Origin of the sequence: Pseudomonas sp. MSSRFD41, from assembly GCF_014230245.1 — a bacterium.
GTDB classification, from domain to species: domain Bacteria; phylum Pseudomonadota; class Gammaproteobacteria; order Pseudomonadales; family Pseudomonadaceae; genus Aquipseudomonas; species Aquipseudomonas piscis.
Genome location: NZ_JACKZK010000001.1, coordinates 706307 through 724586, shown reverse-complemented (window position 1 = coordinate 724586; position 18280 = coordinate 706307). Strand labels below are relative to the sequence as shown.

Genomic DNA, 18280 nt, shown 5'->3' with positions numbered 1-18280 from the left:
ATGACCGCTACCGCAAGTCAGAGGAGTGAAGAACATGCGTGTCGCCCTGTATCAGTGCCCTCCACAGCCGCTGGACGTAGCCGCTAACCTGCATCGGCTGCAGCAGGTGGCCGCGCAGGCCACCGCAGTCGACCTGCTGGTGCTGCCGGAGATGTTCCTCAGCGGCTACAACATCGGTCCCGAGGCCGTCGGCGCCCTCGCCGAAGCCCAGGACGGCCCGGCCGCCCAACGGATCGCCGCCATCGCCCAGGCCGCCGGCATGGCGATTCTCTACGGCTATCCGGAACGTGACGCCAACGGCCGGATCTACAACGCCGTGCAGCTCATCGACGCCAACGGCCAGCGCCTGTGCAATTACCGCAAGACCCACCTGTTCGGTGACCTGGACCACTCGATGTTCAGCGCCGGCACAGACGATTTCCCCCTGGTGGAGCTCAACGGCTGGAAGCTCGGCTTCCTGATCTGCTACGACATCGAGTTCCCGGAGAACGCCCGGCGCCTGGCCCTGGCCGGCGCCGAACTGATCCTGGTGCCGACGGCGAACATGATCCCCTACGACTTCGTCGCCGACGTGACCATTCGTGCCCGGGCCTTCGAGAACCAGTGCTACGTGGCCTACGCCAACTACTGCGGCCACGAGGAACAGATCCGCTACTGCGGCCAGAGCAGCATCGCCGCTCCGGACGGTAGCCGGATCGCCCTGGCCGGGCTGGACGAGACCTTGATCATCGGCACCCTGGACCGCGACTTGATGAACGAATCCCGGACCCTGAATCGCTACCTGGCCGATCGCCGCCCCGAACTTTACGCAGCGCTGGGCAAGCGCTGATCCGGGGATATCCGCTAGCATGGGCGCCTCTCTGTCCTGGATGTGCCCATGCCCGCGCCGAACCACTCCCTGCCCCACCTGGAAACCCTGGCCAACGGCCTGCAGGTCTCCCTGCGCCATGCTCCCCACCTGAAACGCAGCGCCGCGGCGCTGCGGGTCGCCGCGGGCAGCCATGACGTACCACAGGCCTGGCCGGGCCTGGCGCACTTCCTGGAACACCTGCTGTTTCTCGGCACCGAGCGCTTCCCCGCCGAACGGGGGCTGATGGCCTACGTCCGCGCCCAGGGCGGGCAACTGAACGCCAGTACAGGCGAACGCAGCACCGAGTTTTTTTTCGAATTGCCAAGCAACGCCTTCGCCGGTGGCCTGGAGCGCCTGTGCGACATGCTCGCCCGGCCCCGCCTCGACCTCGCCGAGCAACGCCGGGAACGCGAAGTGCTGCATGCGGAATTCCTCGCCTGGTCCCGGGACGCCAACGCCCAGCGCCAGTTCGCCTTGTGCGACGGCCTGTCCGCGACCCACCCGCTACGGGCCTTCCATGCCGGCAACCGCTATAGCCTGAACCTGGCCAACCCGGCCTTCCAGCAGGGCCTGTGGCAGTTCCACCGCGATTTCTACCGGGCTGGGCAAATGACCCTGAGCCTGGCCGGACCGCAATCCCTGGCCGAGCTCCGGGCCCTGGCCGAACGCTACGGCTCGGGCCTGCCCGCGGGCCCGCGCCAGCAACAAATAGCACCAGTGCCACTGTTGGCCAGCACCGCCAGCAACTATCAACGGTTCGACGGACAGCGCCTGGACATGCTGTTCGCCCTTGAAGGACTGCCGGAAGGCGCCGGCGTGGCGCTGGATTTCCTTTGTACCTGGCTGCAATCGGATAAACCCGGCGGATTGCTTGCCAAGCTCCAACAACAGTCACTGGCCCATAGCCTCAAGGCCCAGGCGCGGTATGAGTTCGCCGGGCAAGCATTGCTGCATCTGGAACTGGATCTGGGCCAGGCGCCCAGCGAGGCGCCAGCACAAATCCGCCAACGGGTGCTGGACTGGCTGGGGTTCTTCAGCGCCCAGGGCGACTGGCCGCACTTGCGCGAGGAATATGCCCTGCTGCAACAACGCCGGCTGCAAGTCGGTAGCGCCCTGGAACTGGCCCGTCGGGACAGCCGGCACACCGCCCAGGAGCTGGGCGCCGACGGACTCCTGGCCCTCAAGGCGCTCCTGCGGCAATTGCAGCCCCAGGTTGTGGATGACCTCAGTGGCGACTGGCAATTGCCACCCGCCAACCCGTTCTTGCGCGGCGCCATCGAGGCGCCCCAGGCCGGCCTGATCCGCGGCCAGAGCAGTAAGCATCGCGGCCTGCGGACCTTCGCCCAGGACCGCAGCCGAGGCCGGCGGGATAACCCGGCCCTGAGCTTCAGCCAGGCTCTGCCCACCGATACCGATACAGCGCAGTTGCTGTTGCGCTGGCGCCTGGCGAGTCCCGCGCCGAGCGGCCTGCACCGGCGTTTGCAGCACAGCCTGGCAGCCCTGGCCGGGGACGCCCGGCAAGCCGGGGTGGAACTGAGCTTCAGCTCCTGCGGCATGGACTGGCTGCTGCAATTGCACGGCCTGCAGCAACCCATGCCGGCGGTGCTGCAACAGGCGCTGCGACAGCTGGGCCAGCCATCCCCGGAGTTCTGGCAAGCAGGCAGGATCGACGTAGAGACACCACCGATGCCCCTGCGCCAACTGCTCGAGACCTTCGCCGAACAACCACTGCCCGACAGCGGTACGACCTTGAACGCCGAGGCCCTGCAAGCGCTATGGGCCACGGCCCGCTGGGACGGTTTGGCGCTGGGCGTGCCGCCCCACGGACAGGACGCCTTCGCCCGGGCCCTGCAGCGGATGCCCGGGACCGCGGATACCAACCTGAACCAGGCACCGCAGCCAGGAACCGGCCATGTCTGGCAGACGGTGCCCATGGACAGTGCAGAGCAGGCACTGCTGCTGTTCTGCCCAAGCCCATCGAGCCTACTGGCCGACGAAGCTGCCTGGCGCCTGCTGGGCCAACTCTGCCAGACCCCGTTCTACCAGCGTCTGCGGGTCGAGCTGCAACTGGGCTATGGCGTGTTCAGCGCAGTACGCCAACTCGATGGCCGCACCGGCCTGCTGTTCGGGGTGCAGTCGCCGAACGCCAGCCTGGGCGAGATCCTCGGCCATCTGGAACAGTTCTTCCTGCGTTTGCCCGAACAGTTGCAGGCCCTCGATGCCCAGGCCTGGCTCGACCAGCGCCAGGTTCTAGCCCAGCAATTGCTACCCTCCCAGTTGCCCCAGCAACAGGCGGCGCAACTGCTGTGGCAGGCGCGATTGGCCGGCCATCCGTCGGACTACCTGGAACGATTGCAAGCCCACATCGAGGCCCTGACGCCCGCGCAGGTGATCCAGGCCGCCCGGCAGTTGCAGCACGCGAGCGGAGGTTGGAAGGCCCTGGCCAACGGCTCTTGCCCAGGTTCACCCTGGCAAGCGGCAAAATGATCGTTACCAGCGCTGTAACGAGCTTTCTTTAAGAATTGCAGGCAAGCCGTTATGTGAATTTAGTAAGATAGCCGCCTAAGCATCTGAACATCTCCGCCCGGAGGTGGACTATATGTATAGGCAACACCCGTCCGACCCACCTCAAAGGAGCATTTTCATGACTTGGTCCAAACCGGCTTACACTGACCTGCGCATCGGCTTCGAAGTCACCATGTACTTCGCCAGCCGCTGATTCCTGGCTCCGGCCGGAACGTCCAGCGCAACGCCTCGGCTCGTCCGGGGCGTTTTCATTTTCAGTCGTCCACAATCTTCAAGTCACAGCCCAGGGAGCGCCCATGTTTGTCCAGATTCTAGGTTCCGCCGCCGGCGGTGGTTTTCCGCAGTGGAACTGCAACTGCGTGAACTGCGCGGGATTTCGCGACGGCAGCCTGCGCGCCCAGGCCCGTACCCAGTCGTCCATCGCGATCTCCGATGACGGGGTGAATTGGGTGCTGTGCAACGCCTCCCCGGATATTCGCGCCCAACTGCAGGGCTTCGCTCCCATGCAACCCGGTCGAGCCCTGCGCGATACCGGGATCAGCGCCATCATCCTCATGGACAGCCAGATCGACCACACCACCGGCCTGCTCAGCCTGCGCGAAGGCTGCCCGCATCAGGTCTGGTGCACCGACATGGTCCACGAGGACCTGAGCACCGGTTTCCCGCTGTTCAAGATGCTCAGCCACTGGAACGGCGGCCTGCAATGGAACCGCATCGAACTGGACCAGAGCTTCAGCGTGGCCGCCTGCCCCAACCTGCGCTTCACCCCGCTGCCCCTGCGCAGCGCCGCGCCGCCCTACTCGCCCCATCGCTTCGACCCGCACCCGGGCGACAACATCGGCCTGATCGTCGAGGACCTGCGCACCGGCGGCAAGCTGTTCTACGCGCCGGGCCTGGGCAAGGTGGACGCGCCGCTGCTGCAGATCATGGCCGCCAGCGACTGCCTGCTGGTGGACGGCACCTTATGGGAAGACGACGAGATGCAGCGCCGTGGCGTCGGCACCCGTACCGGCCGGGAGATGGGCCACCTGGCACAGAACGGCCCCGGCGGCATGCTCGAAGTGCTGGAGCAACTGCCGCGCCAGCGCAAGGTGCTTATCCACATCAACAACACCAACCCGATCCTCGACGAAGACTCCGCCGAACGTGCCGAACTGGTACGCCGAAAGGTGGAAGTGGCTTACGACGGAATGAGTATTGAGCTGTAGCAGGCCGTTGAAAAACTATCTGCGTTGCCATCGCTGCGTTAAAAACAGGCTCAAAATGCTCATTTACCACTCGTAAACTGCGCTTTTTCGCCTGTTTTTGCCTTGCGCTGGCTGCCTCGCCAACGTTTTTCAACGGCCTGCTAGCCCACGAGCTCGGCCCCAGCGCCCTGGGGCCGTTTGCGCAACCGCGGGCCCGCCCGCGACCAGGCCAAGCCCCGGAGAACCCAGATGACCGACACCCCGCTGTCCCCCGCCGAATTCGAACAGGCCCTGCGCGCCAAGGGCGCCTATTACCACATCCATCACCCCTACCACGTGGCGATGTACGAAGGCCGGGCCAGCCGCGAGCAGATCCAGGGCTGGGTCGCCAACCGCTTCTACTACCAGGTGAACATCCCCATGAAGGATGCGGCGATCCTCGCCAACTGCCCGGACCGGGAAGTGCGCCGCGAGTGGATCCAGCGCCTGCTGGACCATGACGGCGCCCCCGGCGAGGACGGTGGCATCGAGGCCTGGCTGCGCCTGGGCCAGGCCGTGGGCCTGGACCCGGACCAGCTGCGTTCCCAGGAGCTGGTATTGCCGGGGGTGCGTTTCGCCGTGGATGCCTACGTCAACTTCGCCCGGCGCGCCAGCTGGCAGGAAGCCGCCAGCAGCTCCCTGACCGAACTGTTCGCCCCGCAGATCCATCAGTCGCGCCTGGACAGCTGGCCCCAGCACTATCCGTGGATCGACCCGGCCGGCTACCAGTACTTCCGCACGCGCCTGGGCCAGGCCCGCAGAGACGTGGAGCATGGCCTGGCCATCACCTTGCAGCACTACACCACCCGCGCGGGCCAGGAGCGCATGCTGGAAATTCTCCAGTTCAAACTGGACATTCTTTGGAGCATGCTCGACGCCATGAGCATGGCCTATGAACTGAACCGCCCGCCTTATCACAGCGTCACCGAGCAGCGGGTCTGGCACAAAGGGATCACCTTATGAGTTTCGATCGCAGCAAAACCCCACGCTGGCGCCCCGGCTACCGCTTCCAGTACGAGCCGGCGCAAAAGGGCCATGTCCTGCTGTACCCCGAGGGCATGATCAAGCTCAACGACAGCGCCGCCCTGATCGGCGGCTTGATCGATGGCGAGCGCGACGTGGCGGCGATCATCGGCGAGCTGCAGGTGCAGTTCCCCGGGGTCGCCGAGCTCGGGGACGATATCGAGCAATTCATGGAGGTCGCCCGTGCCCAGCACTGGATCGAACTCGGCTGATCCCAGCGTGCCCGCCAAGCCACAGATCGGCCTGCCGCTGTGGCTGCTGGCCGAGCTGACCTATCGCTGCCCGCTGCAATGCCCGTATTGCTCCAACCCGCTGGACTTCGCGGCCCAGGGCCAGGAGCTCGATACCGCCCAGTGGCTCAAGGTGTTTCGCGAGGCCCGGGAGATGGGCGCCGCGCAGCTGGGCTTTTCCGGCGGCGAACCGCTGGTGCGCCAGGATCTGGCCGAACTGATCGGCGAGGCGCGCAAGCTGGGGTTCTACACCAACCTGATCACCTCCGGCATCGGCCTCACCGAGCAGAAGATCAGCGACTTCAAGAAGGCTGGCCTGGACCATATCCAGATCAGCTTCCAGGCCAGCGACGAGCAGGTGAACAACCTGCTGGCGGGCTCCAAGAAAGCCTTCGCGCAGAAGCTGGAGATGGCTCGCGCGGTGAAGGCCCACGGCTACCCGATGGTGCTGAACTTCGTCACCCATCGGCACAATATCGACAAGATCGACCGCATCATCGAGCTGTGCATCGCCCTGGAAGCCGACTTCGTCGAATTGGCCACCTGCCAGTTCTATGGCTGGGCCCAGCTCAACCGCGTTGGCCTGCTGCCGACCCGCGAGCAACTGGTGCGCGCCGAGCGCACCACCAACGAGTACCGGGCCAAGCTGGAGGCCCAGGGCCACCCGTGCAAGCTGATCTTCGTCACTCCGGACTACTACGAGGAACGCCCCAAGGCCTGCATGAACGGCTGGGGCAGCCTGTTCCTGACCGTGACCCCGGACGGCACCGCCCTGCCTTGCCACGGTGCGCGGCAGTTGCCGGTGCAGTTTCCCAATGTGCGCGAGCACAGCATGCAGCACATCTGGTATGAGTCCTTCGGCTTCAACCGCTTTCGCGGCTACGATTGGATGCCCGAGCCGTGCCGCTCCTGCGACGAAAAGGAACAGGACTTCGGCGGCTGCCGTTGCCAGGCGTTCATGCTGACCGGCGACGCCAGCAATGCCGATCCGGTATGCAGCAAGTCGGCGCACCACGGGATGATCCTCAAGGCCCGGGAAGAGTCCGAAACCGCCACCCAGACCATCGAACAACTGGCATTTCGCAATGAACGAAACTCACGCCTCATCGCCAAGGGTTGAACCCTTCAGTGCCAGCCAGGCCACCGCCGCTGGCGTCGACTTCGCCGAACTGCAACTGACGCCCCAAGGCCTGTTCTGGAATGAATATCGCCCAGAAGATGCCAGTTGCCGGATCTGGCACTGGCACCAGGGCCAGGCCCGCTGCCTGACCCCCACGGGCTTCAGCGCCCGCAGCCGGGTCTATGAATACGGCGGTGGTGCCTTCTGCATCGGCGCCGACAGCCTGCTGTTCGTCAACGACGAGGACCAGCAGCTGTATCGCCAGTCGCTGGCCGGTGGCACTCCCGTGGCGCTGACCCAGGGCGACTGCCGCTATGGGGATGTCCAGCATTACGCCGGCCAGGTCCTGGCCGTGGAGGAATGCGGTGACCGCCATCGGTTGCTGGCCATCGATATCGAAACCGGGCACCAGCATCTGCTGGCCGCCGGTGCCGATTTTTATGCCGCGCCAACCCTGAGCCCCAACGGCCAGCGCCTGGCCTGGATCGAATGGGACCGCCCGCACCAACCCTGGACCAGCACCCGCCTGATGCTCGCCGAGCGCCTGGCCGACGCCAGTTGGGGCGAACCACACTGCGTGGCGGGCAACGACGAGCCGGAATCCTTGCAACAACCGCGCTTCGACCCGCACGGCAAGCTGCATTGCCTCACCGACCGCCAGGGTTTCTGGCAGCCCTGGGCCGAGTCTGGCCTGGGCCTGCGCCCACTGCCCTGCGCGCCGGCGGACCACGCCCCGGCCCCCTGGCAGCTGGGTGGCTGCACCTGGCTGCCACTGGGCGACGATAGCTGGCTGGGCAGCTGGACCGAGGAGGGTTTCGGCCGTCTCGGGCTGCACCAGGCCGATGCTGCACCGCAGGATTTCACTGGCGCCTACAGCCGCTTTCGCAGCCTGGCCCTGGATTCGCAGCGGCTGTATTGCATCGCAGCCTCGCCCACCAGCCCCTCGGCAGTGCTGGCCATCGACCGTGCAACGAGCCAGGTCCAGGTCCTGGCCGGAGGCGTCGCCCCCCTGCCTGCGGAGCTCATCAGCCGTCCGCAGACCCTGTGCTATCCCAGCGGCGGGGGCCAGGCCCATGGTTTCTTCTACCCGGCCATGAATGGCGCGGGTCGTCCCCCCCTGGTGGTGTTCATCCATGGCGGCCCGACCTCGGCCTGCTACCCGATGCTCGATCCGCGCATCCAGTTCTGGACCCAGCGCGGTTTCGCCGTGGCCGACCTCAACTACCGGGGCAGCAGCGGTTATGGCCGGGCCTATCGCCAGGCCCTGCATCTGCGCTGGGGCGAAGTGGACGTGGAAGACGCCTGCGCGGTGGTGGCCTACCTCGACCAGCAAGGCCTGATCGACCCTGGGCAAGCGTTCATCCGCGGCGGCAGCGCCGGCGGCTACACCACCTTGTGCGCACTGGCCTTCGCCCAGGTCTTTCGTGCCGGCGCCAGCCTCTACGGGGTCAGCGATCCCCTGGCCCTGGTCCGCACCACCCATAAGTTCGAAGGCGACTACCTGGATTGGCTGATCGGCGATCCCGAGCAGGACCGCGAGCGCTACCTGGCCCGGACGCCCTTGCTGCACGCCAGCAACATCCAGGTGCCCGTGGTGTTCTTCCAGGGTGAACTGGACGCCGTGGTGGTGCCCGAGCAGACCCGGGTCATGCTCAAGGCCCTGCAAGAGCAGGGGCTTGCCGCCGAGGCCCATTACTACCCGGAGGAACGCCACGGCTTTCGCAAGGCCGAGAACCAGGCCCACGCCCTGGAGCAGGAATGGTTGTTCTACCACAAGGTGTTGCAGGCGCAGCACTGAATATCAGGCCCGCCTGGGGCGGGCCTGATGGTTTCTAGCGCTTGGCGATGATGTACACCGCATGCACGATGCCGGGAATGTATCCGCACAAGGTCAAGAGGATGTTCAGCCAGAAGGCGCCGCCGAATCCCACTTGCAGGAACACGCCAAGGGGCGGCAACAGGATGGCGAAGATAATGCGGATCAGATCCATAAATGGCTCCAGACAGAAACGGCTCGGATGAGCCCTACCTGCAATCGACCCTGACCCCTGGCCAGGGTTCAGCCCAATTGCCGACCGGCCCAGGACACTCAGGCGAGAATCTCGATCCCATGCTTGTGCACGATGTTCAGTAGCTTGAGGGCCATGCCGCAGGGGTGTTCGGGTCTGGAAAAAACGGCGACAAAAAAACGCCCCGTGCGAAAGATCGGACACGGGGCGATGCGTTATACCGCGAGACGGTTCAGGAATTCTGTTAGCGCAAGGTCGGCAGGGGCCCGGACAAGTAGTCCAGCATTCGGAACAGGGTCGGCGCCAGGCCGCTGCAATGGGGAATGCCGGCGATGATCGCCTGGCGGTCCTCGACGGTTTCCGGCCCGGCATCCTGCTCGGCGCTCAACCAACCCTGGGGGCGCGATTGCAGCAGCGCCTCGATGCTCTGCAAGTCGCTCTGCAACAGGCACTGCAAGCCAATGGCCCGTTCCTGCCAGATGAATCCCTGGTTGGCACAGGCGGCAGAGCGATAGAGCGGCAGGGCGCCCTTGGGCAGATCGAAACTTTCACCATGCCAATGGAAAGCCATCAGGCGTTCGGGCAACGCCAGCCCCAGGGGCGAGTCCTGGGCGCTGGGGTACTTTTCCACCGGCCACCAGCCAATCTCGCTGGCCGCGCAAGGACGTACCCGGGCGCCCAAGGCCTGGGCCAGGAGCTGGCCGCCCAGGCCGATGCCCAGCACCCGCTTGCCGGCGGACAGGGCCTTGCGCAGCAGGCGCTTTTCCGCGACCAGCCAGGGCGCCTGGATTTCGTCATGCACACTCATGGGACCGCCCAGCAGGATCAGCAGGTCGAAGCTGTCGAGCCGTGGCAGGCGGGCCTGGGCATGCAGATGGCAGATATGCACCGAGGTGGCGCGCTCCAGCAGCCACTGGTTGATTCGCCCCGGACCGGCAGCCGCGCTGTGCTGCAGGATCAATACTCGCATCAGACGGCCACTCCCTTGCGGCATTGCAACTGCGCGGTACGAACCCGGGCGAAGGCTCGGGCCAGGCGCAGCAGCATTTCATCGATATTGCCCTTGCTCACGGTCAGCGCCGGGGTGAAGCGCAGGCAGTCCGGCTGCACGGCATTGAGCAGCAACCCTTCCTGCAAGGCGGCCTTGACCACTGCCTCGGCCGAGTCATCGGCCAGGGTCATGCCCCAGAGCAGCCCTTGGCCACGGACCTGGCCCTGGGCATGACGACTGGCCAGGCGAACCAGGCCCTGGCCCAGGTACTGGCCATTGCTGCGTACTTGCGGCAAGAAGCCCTGTTCCTGCAAGCAGTCGAGCACCGCCAGCCCGGCCGAGGTCATCAGGGCATTGCCGTGGTGGGTGCCGTCCAGTTCGCCATGCTCGAAACAGCAGGCCTTGCCCCGGGCCAGCAGGGCTGCCAGCGGCACTCCGCCACCCAGGCCCTTGCCCAGGGCGATGATGTCGGCGCGCACGCCATACAGTTGTTCGGCCAGCAAGGTGCCGCAACGACCGATACCGGTCTGGACTTCATCGAGGATCAGCAGGATGCCCAGCTCGCGGCACAGCCGCTCCACGCCCTTGAGGTAATGCTCGGTGGCCGGCACCACGCCCGCCTCGCCCTGGATCGGTTCGAGCATGATCGCCACGGTTTGCGCATCCACCGCCGCATGCAGGGCCGGCAGGTCATTGAACGGCACCTGGCTGAAACCCGGCAGGCGCGGCTCGAACCGATTGCCGCTGGCATTGCCCGCAGACGCCGACAGCGCGGCGAAACCCCGGCCATGGCAAGCCTGGCTGGCGGTGATGATGCCTGCCGCGCCACCGCGATGCAGTTGCCCCCATTTGCGCGCCAGCTTGATCGCCGCTTCACACGCCTCGCTACCACTACCCAACAGATAGGCCTGGTCGCTGCCGGTGCTGCGGCACAACCGTGCGGCAAGCTTGAGCATGCCGCGGTTATAGAACCCGGAACCCGGGCTGATCAGCGATCGCGCCTGGACGGTCAGTGCGTCGACCAGCACCGACGGGCTGTGACCAAGGCTGTTGGCGGCTCCGGCCTGGGTGAAATCGAGGTAGGTTCGGTCGTCGCTGTCCCATAACCAGGAGCCCTGGCCGCGAACGAATACCGGCTGCGGCCTGGGTACGCTGGGCATCAGGCAGTCGCTGGAAAGGTTGTCGACAACAGTGGCCGCGCTCGGGGCCATGGCCAGCTGGTCCAGGCTGGGCGGGGTGCGACGCAGGTTGAACAGGTTCATGCCCGCAGGCTCCATGACCATGATCCGAGCTGCTTTGCAAGGGTGTGCCGGCCCTCGTCATGGACCTGTCCTGGGTCGATGTTTATTGTCTTTCCTATGTAAAAGCCATCGACCTGAACGCTACTCATCTTCTTTCGTGGCCCTGTAAGCCCTGTGAATAAGCGTAGACTAGGCCCCTACGGGGCTTTGGGCCATTTCGATTTTTAAGCTTTTTCGATAAGAATTACTTATGGATTTCAAGCAACTGCGTTATTTCGTCGCGGTGTATGAAGAAGGTCACGTAGGGCGCGCCGCAGAGCGCCTTTCGATCTCCCAACCGGCGCTTTCCCAGCAGATTCGCCAGTTGGAGCAGCACTTGGATGTGAGCCTGTTCGAGCGCAGCAGCAAGCGCCTGTTGCCGACCCTGGCCGCGCATACCCTGTACAACCATGCCCTGCCTCTGCTCGATGGCCTGCAACAGGCCCGCGAAGCCCTGCGCAACTTCAAGGGCCAGGCCCTGCGGACCCTGGCCATCGGCGTGCTGCAAACCGTGCACAGCAGCCTGGTGCCGCAGATGCTCGAACGGGTGCGCAAGGCCCAGCCGCACCTGGTGGTGCAGATCTACGAATTGACCGGCCTGGAAATCGAACGGCGCCTGCTCAATGGCTCGCTGGATATCGGCATCAGCTATCTGCCACCGCGGCAACCGGGGCTGCATGGCGTACCGCTGTACGAAGACGAACTGACCCTGGTCATCCCCGAGCAGCATCCCCTGCGCGAATTCAAGAAAGTCTCCATGAGCCAGGCGGCCGAGCTACCGATGCTGCTACTGGGGGAGGAGTTCCAGATCCGCCAGATCTGGCAGGCCCAGTTGGCCAACCTGGGGCGCCGTCCGCAGGTACAGGCGGAGCTGAACAATATGGCCGGGATCCTCGACAGCCTGCCCCATACCCGGCTGGCCACCGTATTGCCGGGACGCTCCCAACAGCAGAACGGCAATCGGCAATTGCTCTGGAAACCCTTGAGCGAGCCCAGGGTGCCGTTGAAAGTCGGATTGGTTTGCCGTGACCTGCAGCGTCAGCAGGGAACCCTGGAATTGCTGCGCACGCTATTGGAGGACCCGCTGCACAGCCAGGACGGGCGCCTGGGCGGGCCGGCACTGCCAGAAACACTGCCCTGAAGCGGAGCCGGAAAAATCCGCACAAAAGAAAAACCCCGCCGAAGCGGGGCTTTGCAGACTGTTTCCCTGACATCCATTTCACTCCACCATCCTGGCGGAATCCTACGTGTCCGTGTTATTTCTTTGCGCTTCCTGCGCTACGTCCATGTCACGTAGATTAGCGATCCCCCTCGTTCGCCGATATGGGCGATCTGCAGCACGCAACGTAAGAAATGTCTTACAGGCACTTTGCCTCTTAGAACTGCTCCGCCGGCAGTAGATACAGCGACTCGCTGCCCGCCTTGACCGAAGCGCTCAACGAGTGGATACGCGGCAGCAGCCGGGCGAAGTAGAAGCGCGCGGTCCCCAGCTTGCTGGCGTAGAACTCGTCTTGCTGCTCCTTGCCCAACGCCGCCTTGGCCATCAGCGCCCACATGTAGGCGTAGGCGGTGTAGCCGAACGCTTGCAGGTACTCCACGGAAGCCGCGCCAATCTCGTTGGGGTTGCTGGCCGAGCGGTCCAGTACCCAGGCCGTCAGCTCATCCAGGTTGTCCAGCGCGGCATTCAACGGCCGCACGAACTCCCCGAGCTGGGCATCGGCGGTGGCGGTGAAGTGGCGGATCTCATCAGCGAACAGCTTGTAGAACGCGCCGCCGCTGCCGACGATCTTACGCCCCACCAGGTCCAGGGCCTGGATGCCGTTGGTGCCTTCGTAGATCTGGGTGATGCGCACGTCGCGCACCAGCTGCTCCTGGCCCCACTCGCGGATATAGCCGTGGCCGCCGAAGATCTGCTGGCCATGGACGGTGGTCTCCAGGCCCAGGTCGGTGAGGAAAGCCTTGGCCACCGGCGTCAGCAACGCCACCAGGTTTTCCGCACGCTTGCGAGTCTCGGCGTCCTCGCTGAACTTGGCGGTGTCCAGTTGCATCGCCACGTAGGTGGAGAAAGCCCGGCCGCCTTCGTTGGCGGCCTTCATGGTCAGCAGCATGCGCCGCACGTCCGGGTGGACGATGATCGGGTCGGCAGTCTTGTCCTTGGCTTGCGGGCCGGTCGGGGCACGGCTCTGCAGGCGATCGCGGGCATATTCCACGGCGTTCTGGTAGGAACGCTCACCCGTGGCCAGGCCCTGGATGCCCACGCCCAAGCGCTCGTAGTTCATCATGGTGAACATGGCCGCCAGGCCCTTGTTCGGCTCGCCCACCAGGTAGCCAACGGCCTGGTCGAAGTTCATCACGCAGGTGGCGGAAGCCTGGATGCCCATCTTGTGCTCGATCGAACCGCAGCTCACCAGGTTGCGCTCGCCCAGGCTGCCATCGGCATTGACCATGAACTTGGGCACCAGGAACAGGGAAATGCCCTTGGGTCCGGCTGGGGCGTCCGGCAGCTTGGCCAGTACCAGGTGGATGATGTTTTCGGTCAGGTCGTGCTCGCCGCCGGTGATGAAGATCTTGGTCCCGGTGATGGCATAGGCGCCGTCCGCCCGTGGCTCGGCCTTGGTGCGGATGATCCCCAGGTCGGTACCGGCGTGAGGCTCGGTCAGGCACATGGAGCCGGCCCAGACGCCGGCATACATGTTCGGCAGGTAGATGGCCTTGAGCTCGTCGCTGGCGTGGGCGTTGATCGACAGGCAGGCGCCGGCGGTCAGCATCGGGTACAGGCCGAACGCGAGGCTCGCGGAGTTGACCATTTCCTCGACCTGGGCCGATACCGCCTTGGGCATGCCCATGCCGCCGAATTCTGGATCGCCGCCGACACCGACCCAGCCACCTTCGGCGTAGGTCTGGTAGGCCTGCGGGAAACCTTCCGGGGTGGTCACCACGGTGTCGTTCCAGCGACAGCCTGCTTCGTCGCCACTACGGCTCAACGGGGCAATGCTGCGGGCAGTGACCTTGCCCGCTTCTTCCAGGATCGCCTCGACCGTCTCGGCGTCCACTGTTTCCGCCAGCGCTGGCAACTGGGCCCAGAGCTTGGCGACCTCGAAGACTTCATTGAGGACGAAGCGCATATCGCGCAGGGGCGCTTTGTAGTCAGCCATGGCAAACCTCGCAGGATCTAAACAGGCGGGCCGGAACGGGCCCATTCACGGGAAACCGAGTGTACCCGAACAACTTTTGCGACACATAGGGTCATCTAGTGACTTTTTTATTATTTTTAGTCAATTTCTAGCCATAAGACAGGAAAACCCGCCAGGGGCGGGTCTTGCCGGGAACACGTCCGTTTGTCCACTGGGGCAGGTGCCCTGTCGGCAGTTAGGCGTTGGCAAGTGATAAACATCCACGAGCATGCATCTCGCCCAGGCAGAGCCGCTGGCAAACAGTCATCGAATACAAACTGCCGGGCGAAAGCCCTTGGCCCTGAGCCATGGCGACGCCTCGACAGCAGGTCGTTGTAACCTACTGTCGTCACCGGGGCCTGCCAATCACCCTGCGGACGCTGAATGCGCCGTCATAAATCAGCCTGCGGCCGCGTCCATCCGCACTGCGCCGCGGCGGTTCTGCCCAAAGGCCATCACGCAGTTACGCCCCGCGCCCTTGGCGCTATAGAGCGCCTGGTCGGCGGACTTGAGCACTTCCTCGGGCGTACGATGCTCCATCAACCGCTCGGCGACGCCAATGCTGATGGTCACCGACACACTGGAAGCCCCGGAGGCCCCACGCCGCTGGCGCCCCTGCTGGTCGTCCTGGGGACGGTTTTCCTGGTTGCGCAACTGGATGTTATAGCCGGCGATGATCTCGCGAATCATCTCCAGGTGCGGCATGCACTCGTCCAGGCTCTTGCCGGCGAACACCACGGCGAACTCTTCACCTCCATAACGGTAGGCACGGCCGCCACCGGTGACCTTCGACAACTTGCTGGCCACCAGGCGCAGCACCTGGTCGCCAACATCGTGGCCATGGGTGTCGTTGAATTTCTTGAAGTGATCGACGTCGGTCATGGCCAACACGTAGTTGCGCCCCAGGCGCTGCATGCGCTCGTTCAGGGCACGGCGCCCCGGCAACCCGGTCAGCTCATCGCGAAAGGCCATCTGGTAGGCCTCGTGGGCCACCGCGGCGGCGATCATCAGCATCACCTGACTGCACATGATGTTCAGGGTAAAGGGCAAGATGAAGGTCTTGGGCAACATCCAGAACAGCCCGAGCAAGCCCACCAACTGCGCCGCATGCAACGGTCGCGGACTGCGCCAGTACTGGATCGCCAAGAGCAGGAAGGCCGCAAGGAATACTGGATAGGACAACTGGATCAAGCTCATCCAGCTGCCATGCAGGGCCGGCCAGCGGATCTCCGCCAGCCACGCCAGCAGCGCCTGGGGATAACTCTGCTCCAGGCCCAGGGCCACGCTGCCGAAGGCGAGCAGCACGGCGAAGCGCGCCACCATGTCCTGGAACAAATGCGTGCGCTCCTGCCAGGCGGCGAACAAACCGAACAGCAAGGGCAGCAACAAGCAACACAGGTGGAACACCACCGCCGCATCCTCGCGCACCCTGCCATTGTCACGGTAGAAGTCGGTCTGGGTATCGAGCAGGAAATAGGCGATGTATACCGTGACCATCAGGAACAGCTCGCGCTGGCGCCGATAAACGGCGCAATACGCCCCGCCGAGCAACAGCACCAGGGTCGGCAGCACGTTGAACAGCGAAGTGAAGAATACGTTGAGATCCTTGACGTAGGCGGCCGCCAGCCCAGCAAGCAGAAGCAGTAAAGACGGAAGAAAGTGACTGAAACGTACAGCGGAAGAACGCGGCAAGGGTAAAACTCCAACCCGGCTTATCAGTAGATAGCATTGTGCCTTCATTGCAGAAGTTAAGCACATGCGACGTGACAGGCGTCACATTGCCATCTCTTTAACGGCAGGGAATCGCTTCAGCTTAGCGTTTTAGTCGGGAATTTTTCCGCAGACTGCGCAGATGCAAAAAAGCCGCTCGCCCCGAGGGGCGAGCGGCTTCGAAGTGGAGCCGGACAGGCTTAGTAAGCCAGGCCGAAATCCTCTTCCTTCATGTCCATCAGGTTATTGGCGCCTGAGAGCATGGCGGCGACATGGCCACGGGTGCGCGGCAGGATGCGCTGGAAGTAGAAGCGCGCGGTCTGCAGCTTGGCGGTATAGAAGGCCTCTTCGGTGGTACCGGCGGCCAGTTTCTCGGCGGCCAGGCGTGCCATGTCGGCCCAGAAGTAGGCCAGGCAGGCGTAACCGGAGTACATCAGGTAGTCCACCGATGCGGCCCCGACCTCTTCGCGGTCCTTCATCGCGGCCATGCCCACTTTCATGGTCAGCTCGCCCCATTCCTTGTTCAGTGCCGCCAGCGGTGCCACGAATTCCTTCACGGACTCGTTGCCTTCGTTGTTCTGGCAGAACTTGTGAACGATCTTGGTGAAGCCCTTCAGCGCCTCGCCCTGGGTCATCAGCACCTTGCGACCCAAGAGGTCCAGGGCCTGGATGCCGGTGGTGCCTTCGTACAGCATCGAGATACGGCTGTCGCGAACGTTCTGCTCCATGCCCCACTCGGCGATGAAGCCGTGGCCACCGTAGATCTGCACGCCGTGGTTGGCGGATTCGAAGCCCACCTCGGTCATGAAGGCCTTGGCGATCGGGGTCATGAAGGCCAGCAGTGCATCGGCCTTCTTCTTCTCTTCTTCATCCACACCGTACTTGACGATGTCCACCTGCTTGGCGGTGAAGTAGACCATGGCGCGGTTGCCTTCGGCGAACGCCTTCATGGTCAGCAGCATGCGACGTACGTCCGGGTGCACGATGATCGGGTCGGCAGCCTTGTCCGGCGCTTTCGGACCGGTCAGCGAGCGCATTTGCAGGCGATCGCGAGCATATTTCAGGCCCCCCTGGAAACCGATCTCGGCGTGGGCCAGGCCTTGCAGCGCGGTACCCAGGCGAGCAGTGTTCATGAAGGTGAACATGCAGTTCAGGCCTTTGTTCGCCGGGCCGATCAGGAAACCGGTGGCTGCGTCGAAGTTCATCACGCAAGTGGCGTTGCCGTGGATACCCATCTTGTGCTCGATGGAACCGCAGCTCACCGCGTTGCGCTGGCCGATGCTGCCATCGGCGTTGGGCAGGAACTTGGGCACGATGAACAGCGAGATGCCCTTGGTGCCGGCCGGGGCGTCGGGCAGGCGGGCCAGCACGATGTGGACGATGTTGTCGGCCATGTCGTGTTCACCGGCGGAGATGAAGATCTTGGTGCCGGTGACTTTGTAGGAACCGTCGGCCTGAGGCTCGGCCTTGGTGCGCAGCATGCCCAGGTCGGTGCCACAATGTGGCTCGGTCAGGCACATGGTGCCGGTCCACTCGCCGGTCACCAGCTTGGTCAGGTAGGCGTCTTGCTGCTCAGGCGTACCGTGGGCGGAAATGGTGTTCATCGCGCCATGGGACAGGCCTGGGTACATGCCCCACGACCAGTTGGCCTCGCCGACCATTTCGCTGACCGCCAGACCCAGCGACTCAGGCAGGCCCTGGCCGCCGTGCTCGACGTCGTGGGCCAGGCTTGGCCAGCCGCCTTCGACGAACTGCTTGTAGGCTTCCTTGAAGCCGGTTGGGGTCTTAACGCCGGATTCACTCCAGGTGCAACCTTCCAGGTCGCCTACACGGTTCAGCGGCGCCAGCACCTGCTCACAAAACTTCGCACCTTCCTCGAGAATGGCGTCAACCATGTCCGGAGTGGCGTCCTGGCAAGCCGGGAGGCTCTGATAGTGCGCCTCATAACCAAGCAGCTCGTCACGAACGAAGCGAATATCACGCAAGGGGGCCTTGTAGTCAGGCATAGCGATAAACCTCTGCTGATGTAACCGGGAATGAACGACCGCGTTGAGTTTTTATGGCGGTCAAACAGTTGTTTGAAACATACGTTTACGCCCAAATCTTGTCAAGCGTCGGACAAATACCTTTCGTCATCGGCAG

The 18280-nt window shown here is 64.2% G+C and carries 15 protein-coding genes; 9 read left to right on the top strand and 6 right to left on the bottom strand.

Features of this window, described 5'->3' with window-relative positions:
• Positions 1-34 precede the first annotated feature (34 nt).
• From H7A76_RS03410 to H7A76_RS03375, 8 genes are all read left to right on the top strand, one after another.
• Complete coding sequence (locus tag H7A76_RS03410) at positions 35-829, top strand: carbon-nitrogen hydrolase family protein (RefSeq protein ID WP_185697203.1); 795 nt, start codon at positions 35-37, stop codon at positions 827-829.
• Between the two features lie 48 nt (positions 830-877).
• Positions 878-3337 carry a pyrroloquinoline quinone biosynthesis protein PqqF gene (gene pqqF, locus H7A76_RS03405; protein WP_185697202.1) on the top strand — a complete coding sequence of 820 codons (2460 nt, stop codon included), beginning with the start codon at positions 878-880 and terminating at the stop codon, positions 3335-3337.
• A gap of 157 nt (positions 3338-3494) precedes the next feature.
• A complete protein-coding gene (gene pqqA / locus H7A76_RS03400; protein WP_003194766.1) occupies positions 3495-3569 on the top strand; it encodes a pyrroloquinoline quinone precursor peptide PqqA in 75 nt (24 codons plus the stop codon).
• Positions 3570-3672: 103 nt separating this feature from the next.
• Positions 3673-4584, top strand: a complete 912-nt coding sequence (pqqB, locus tag H7A76_RS03395; protein WP_022641450.1) for a pyrroloquinoline quinone biosynthesis protein PqqB — start codon at positions 3673-3675, stop codon at positions 4582-4584.
• Positions 4585-4812: 228 nt separating this feature from the next.
• On the top strand, positions 4813-5565 hold the full coding sequence (gene pqqC / locus H7A76_RS03390; RefSeq protein ID WP_053137658.1) for a pyrroloquinoline-quinone synthase PqqC: 753 nt from the start codon (positions 4813-4815) through the stop codon (positions 5563-5565).
• The gene (gene pqqD, locus H7A76_RS03385) at positions 5562-5837 is read left to right on the top strand and encodes a pyrroloquinoline quinone biosynthesis peptide chaperone PqqD (protein WP_022641451.1); all 276 of its coding nucleotides are present in this window, start codon (positions 5562-5564) and stop codon (positions 5835-5837) included. Before pqqC ends, pqqD begins: the two co-directional genes overlap by 4 nt.
• Complete coding sequence (gene pqqE / locus H7A76_RS03380) at positions 5809-6975, top strand: pyrroloquinoline quinone biosynthesis protein PqqE (RefSeq protein WP_185697201.1); 1167 nt, start codon at positions 5809-5811, stop codon at positions 6973-6975. Before pqqD ends, pqqE begins: the two co-directional genes overlap by 29 nt.
• Positions 6941-8773, top strand: coding sequence for a S9 family peptidase (locus tag H7A76_RS03375; RefSeq protein ID WP_185697200.1), 1833 nt, complete (start codon positions 6941-6943; stop codon positions 8771-8773). Before pqqE ends, H7A76_RS03375 begins: the two co-directional genes overlap by 35 nt.
• Before the next feature lie 34 nt (positions 8774-8807).
• On the opposite strand, the gene H7A76_RS03370 is transcribed toward H7A76_RS03375, so the two are convergent.
• The 3 genes from H7A76_RS03370 to H7A76_RS03360 all read right to left on the bottom strand — a co-directional run bounded on the left by H7A76_RS03370 (position 8808) and on the right by H7A76_RS03360 (position 11237).
• A complete protein-coding gene (locus H7A76_RS03370; protein WP_011063854.1) occupies positions 8808-8966 on the bottom strand; it encodes a YqaE/Pmp3 family membrane protein in 159 nt (52 codons plus the stop codon).
• A 262-nt stretch (positions 8967-9228) separates the two neighbouring features.
• A complete protein-coding gene (locus H7A76_RS03365) occupies positions 9229-9954 on the bottom strand; it encodes a type 1 glutamine amidotransferase (protein ID WP_185697199.1) in 726 nt (241 codons plus the stop codon).
• Complete coding sequence (locus tag H7A76_RS03360; protein ID WP_185697198.1) at positions 9954-11237, bottom strand: aspartate aminotransferase family protein; 1284 nt, start codon at positions 11235-11237, stop codon at positions 9954-9956. Before H7A76_RS03360 ends, H7A76_RS03365 begins: the two co-directional genes overlap by 1 nt.
• 229 nt (positions 11238-11466) lie before the next feature.
• Here H7A76_RS03360 and H7A76_RS03355 point away from each other — a divergent pair, with 229 nt between their 5' ends.
• Positions 11467-12396, top strand: a complete 930-nt coding sequence (locus H7A76_RS03355) for a LysR family transcriptional regulator (protein ID WP_185697197.1) — start codon at positions 11467-11469, stop codon at positions 12394-12396.
• A 235-nt stretch (positions 12397-12631) separates the two neighbouring features.
• Here the strand turns inward: H7A76_RS03355 and H7A76_RS03350 are convergent, their stop codons facing one another.
• The 3 genes from H7A76_RS03350 to H7A76_RS03340 form a co-directional block, all read right to left on the bottom strand.
• Positions 12632-14410: an acyl-CoA dehydrogenase C-terminal domain-containing protein gene (locus tag H7A76_RS03350; protein WP_185697196.1), complete on the bottom strand. Its 1779-nt coding sequence runs from the start codon at positions 14408-14410 to the stop codon at positions 12632-12634.
• A gap of 417 nt (positions 14411-14827) precedes the next feature.
• A complete protein-coding gene (locus H7A76_RS03345) occupies positions 14828-16120 on the bottom strand; it encodes a GGDEF domain-containing protein (RefSeq protein WP_185697195.1) in 1293 nt (430 codons plus the stop codon).
• 218 nt (positions 16121-16338) lie between these two features.
• Positions 16339-18144, bottom strand: a complete 1806-nt coding sequence (locus H7A76_RS03340; RefSeq protein ID WP_185697194.1) for a phenylacyl-CoA dehydrogenase — start codon at positions 18142-18144, stop codon at positions 16339-16341.
• Positions 18145-18280 lie beyond the last annotated feature (136 nt).

Coding starts and splice junctions, on each gene's coding strand:
- H7A76_RS03360 (WP_185697198.1), bottom strand. CDS start 11,237: ATGAACCTGTTCAACCTGCGTCGCACCCCGCCCAGCCTGGACCAGCTG.
- H7A76_RS03350 (WP_185697196.1), bottom strand. CDS start 14,410: ATGGCTGACTACAAAGCGCCCCTGCGCGATATGCGCTTCGTCCTCAAT.
- pqqB (WP_022641450.1), top strand. CDS start 3,673: ATGTTTGTCCAGATTCTAGGTTCCGCCGCCGGCGGTGGTTTTCCGCAG.
- pqqD (WP_022641451.1), top strand. CDS start 5,562: ATGAGTTTCGATCGCAGCAAAACCCCACGCTGGCGCCCCGGCTACCGC.
- pqqF (WP_185697202.1), top strand. CDS start 878: ATGCCCGCGCCGAACCACTCCCTGCCCCACCTGGAAACCCTGGCCAAC.
- H7A76_RS03370 (WP_011063854.1), bottom strand. CDS start 8,966: ATGGATCTGATCCGCATTATCTTCGCCATCCTGTTGCCGCCCCTTGGC.
- H7A76_RS03340 (WP_185697194.1), bottom strand. CDS start 18,144: ATGCCTGACTACAAGGCCCCCTTGCGTGATATTCGCTTCGTTCGTGAC.
- H7A76_RS03410 (WP_185697203.1), top strand. CDS start 35: ATGCGTGTCGCCCTGTATCAGTGCCCTCCACAGCCGCTGGACGTAGCC.
- H7A76_RS03375 (WP_185697200.1), top strand. CDS start 6,941: ATGAACGAAACTCACGCCTCATCGCCAAGGGTTGAACCCTTCAGTGCC.
- H7A76_RS03365 (WP_185697199.1), bottom strand. CDS start 9,954: ATGCGAGTATTGATCCTGCAGCACAGCGCGGCTGCCGGTCCGGGGCGA.
- pqqC (WP_053137658.1), top strand. CDS start 4,813: ATGACCGACACCCCGCTGTCCCCCGCCGAATTCGAACAGGCCCTGCGC.
- H7A76_RS03355 (WP_185697197.1), top strand. CDS start 11,467: ATGGATTTCAAGCAACTGCGTTATTTCGTCGCGGTGTATGAAGAAGGT.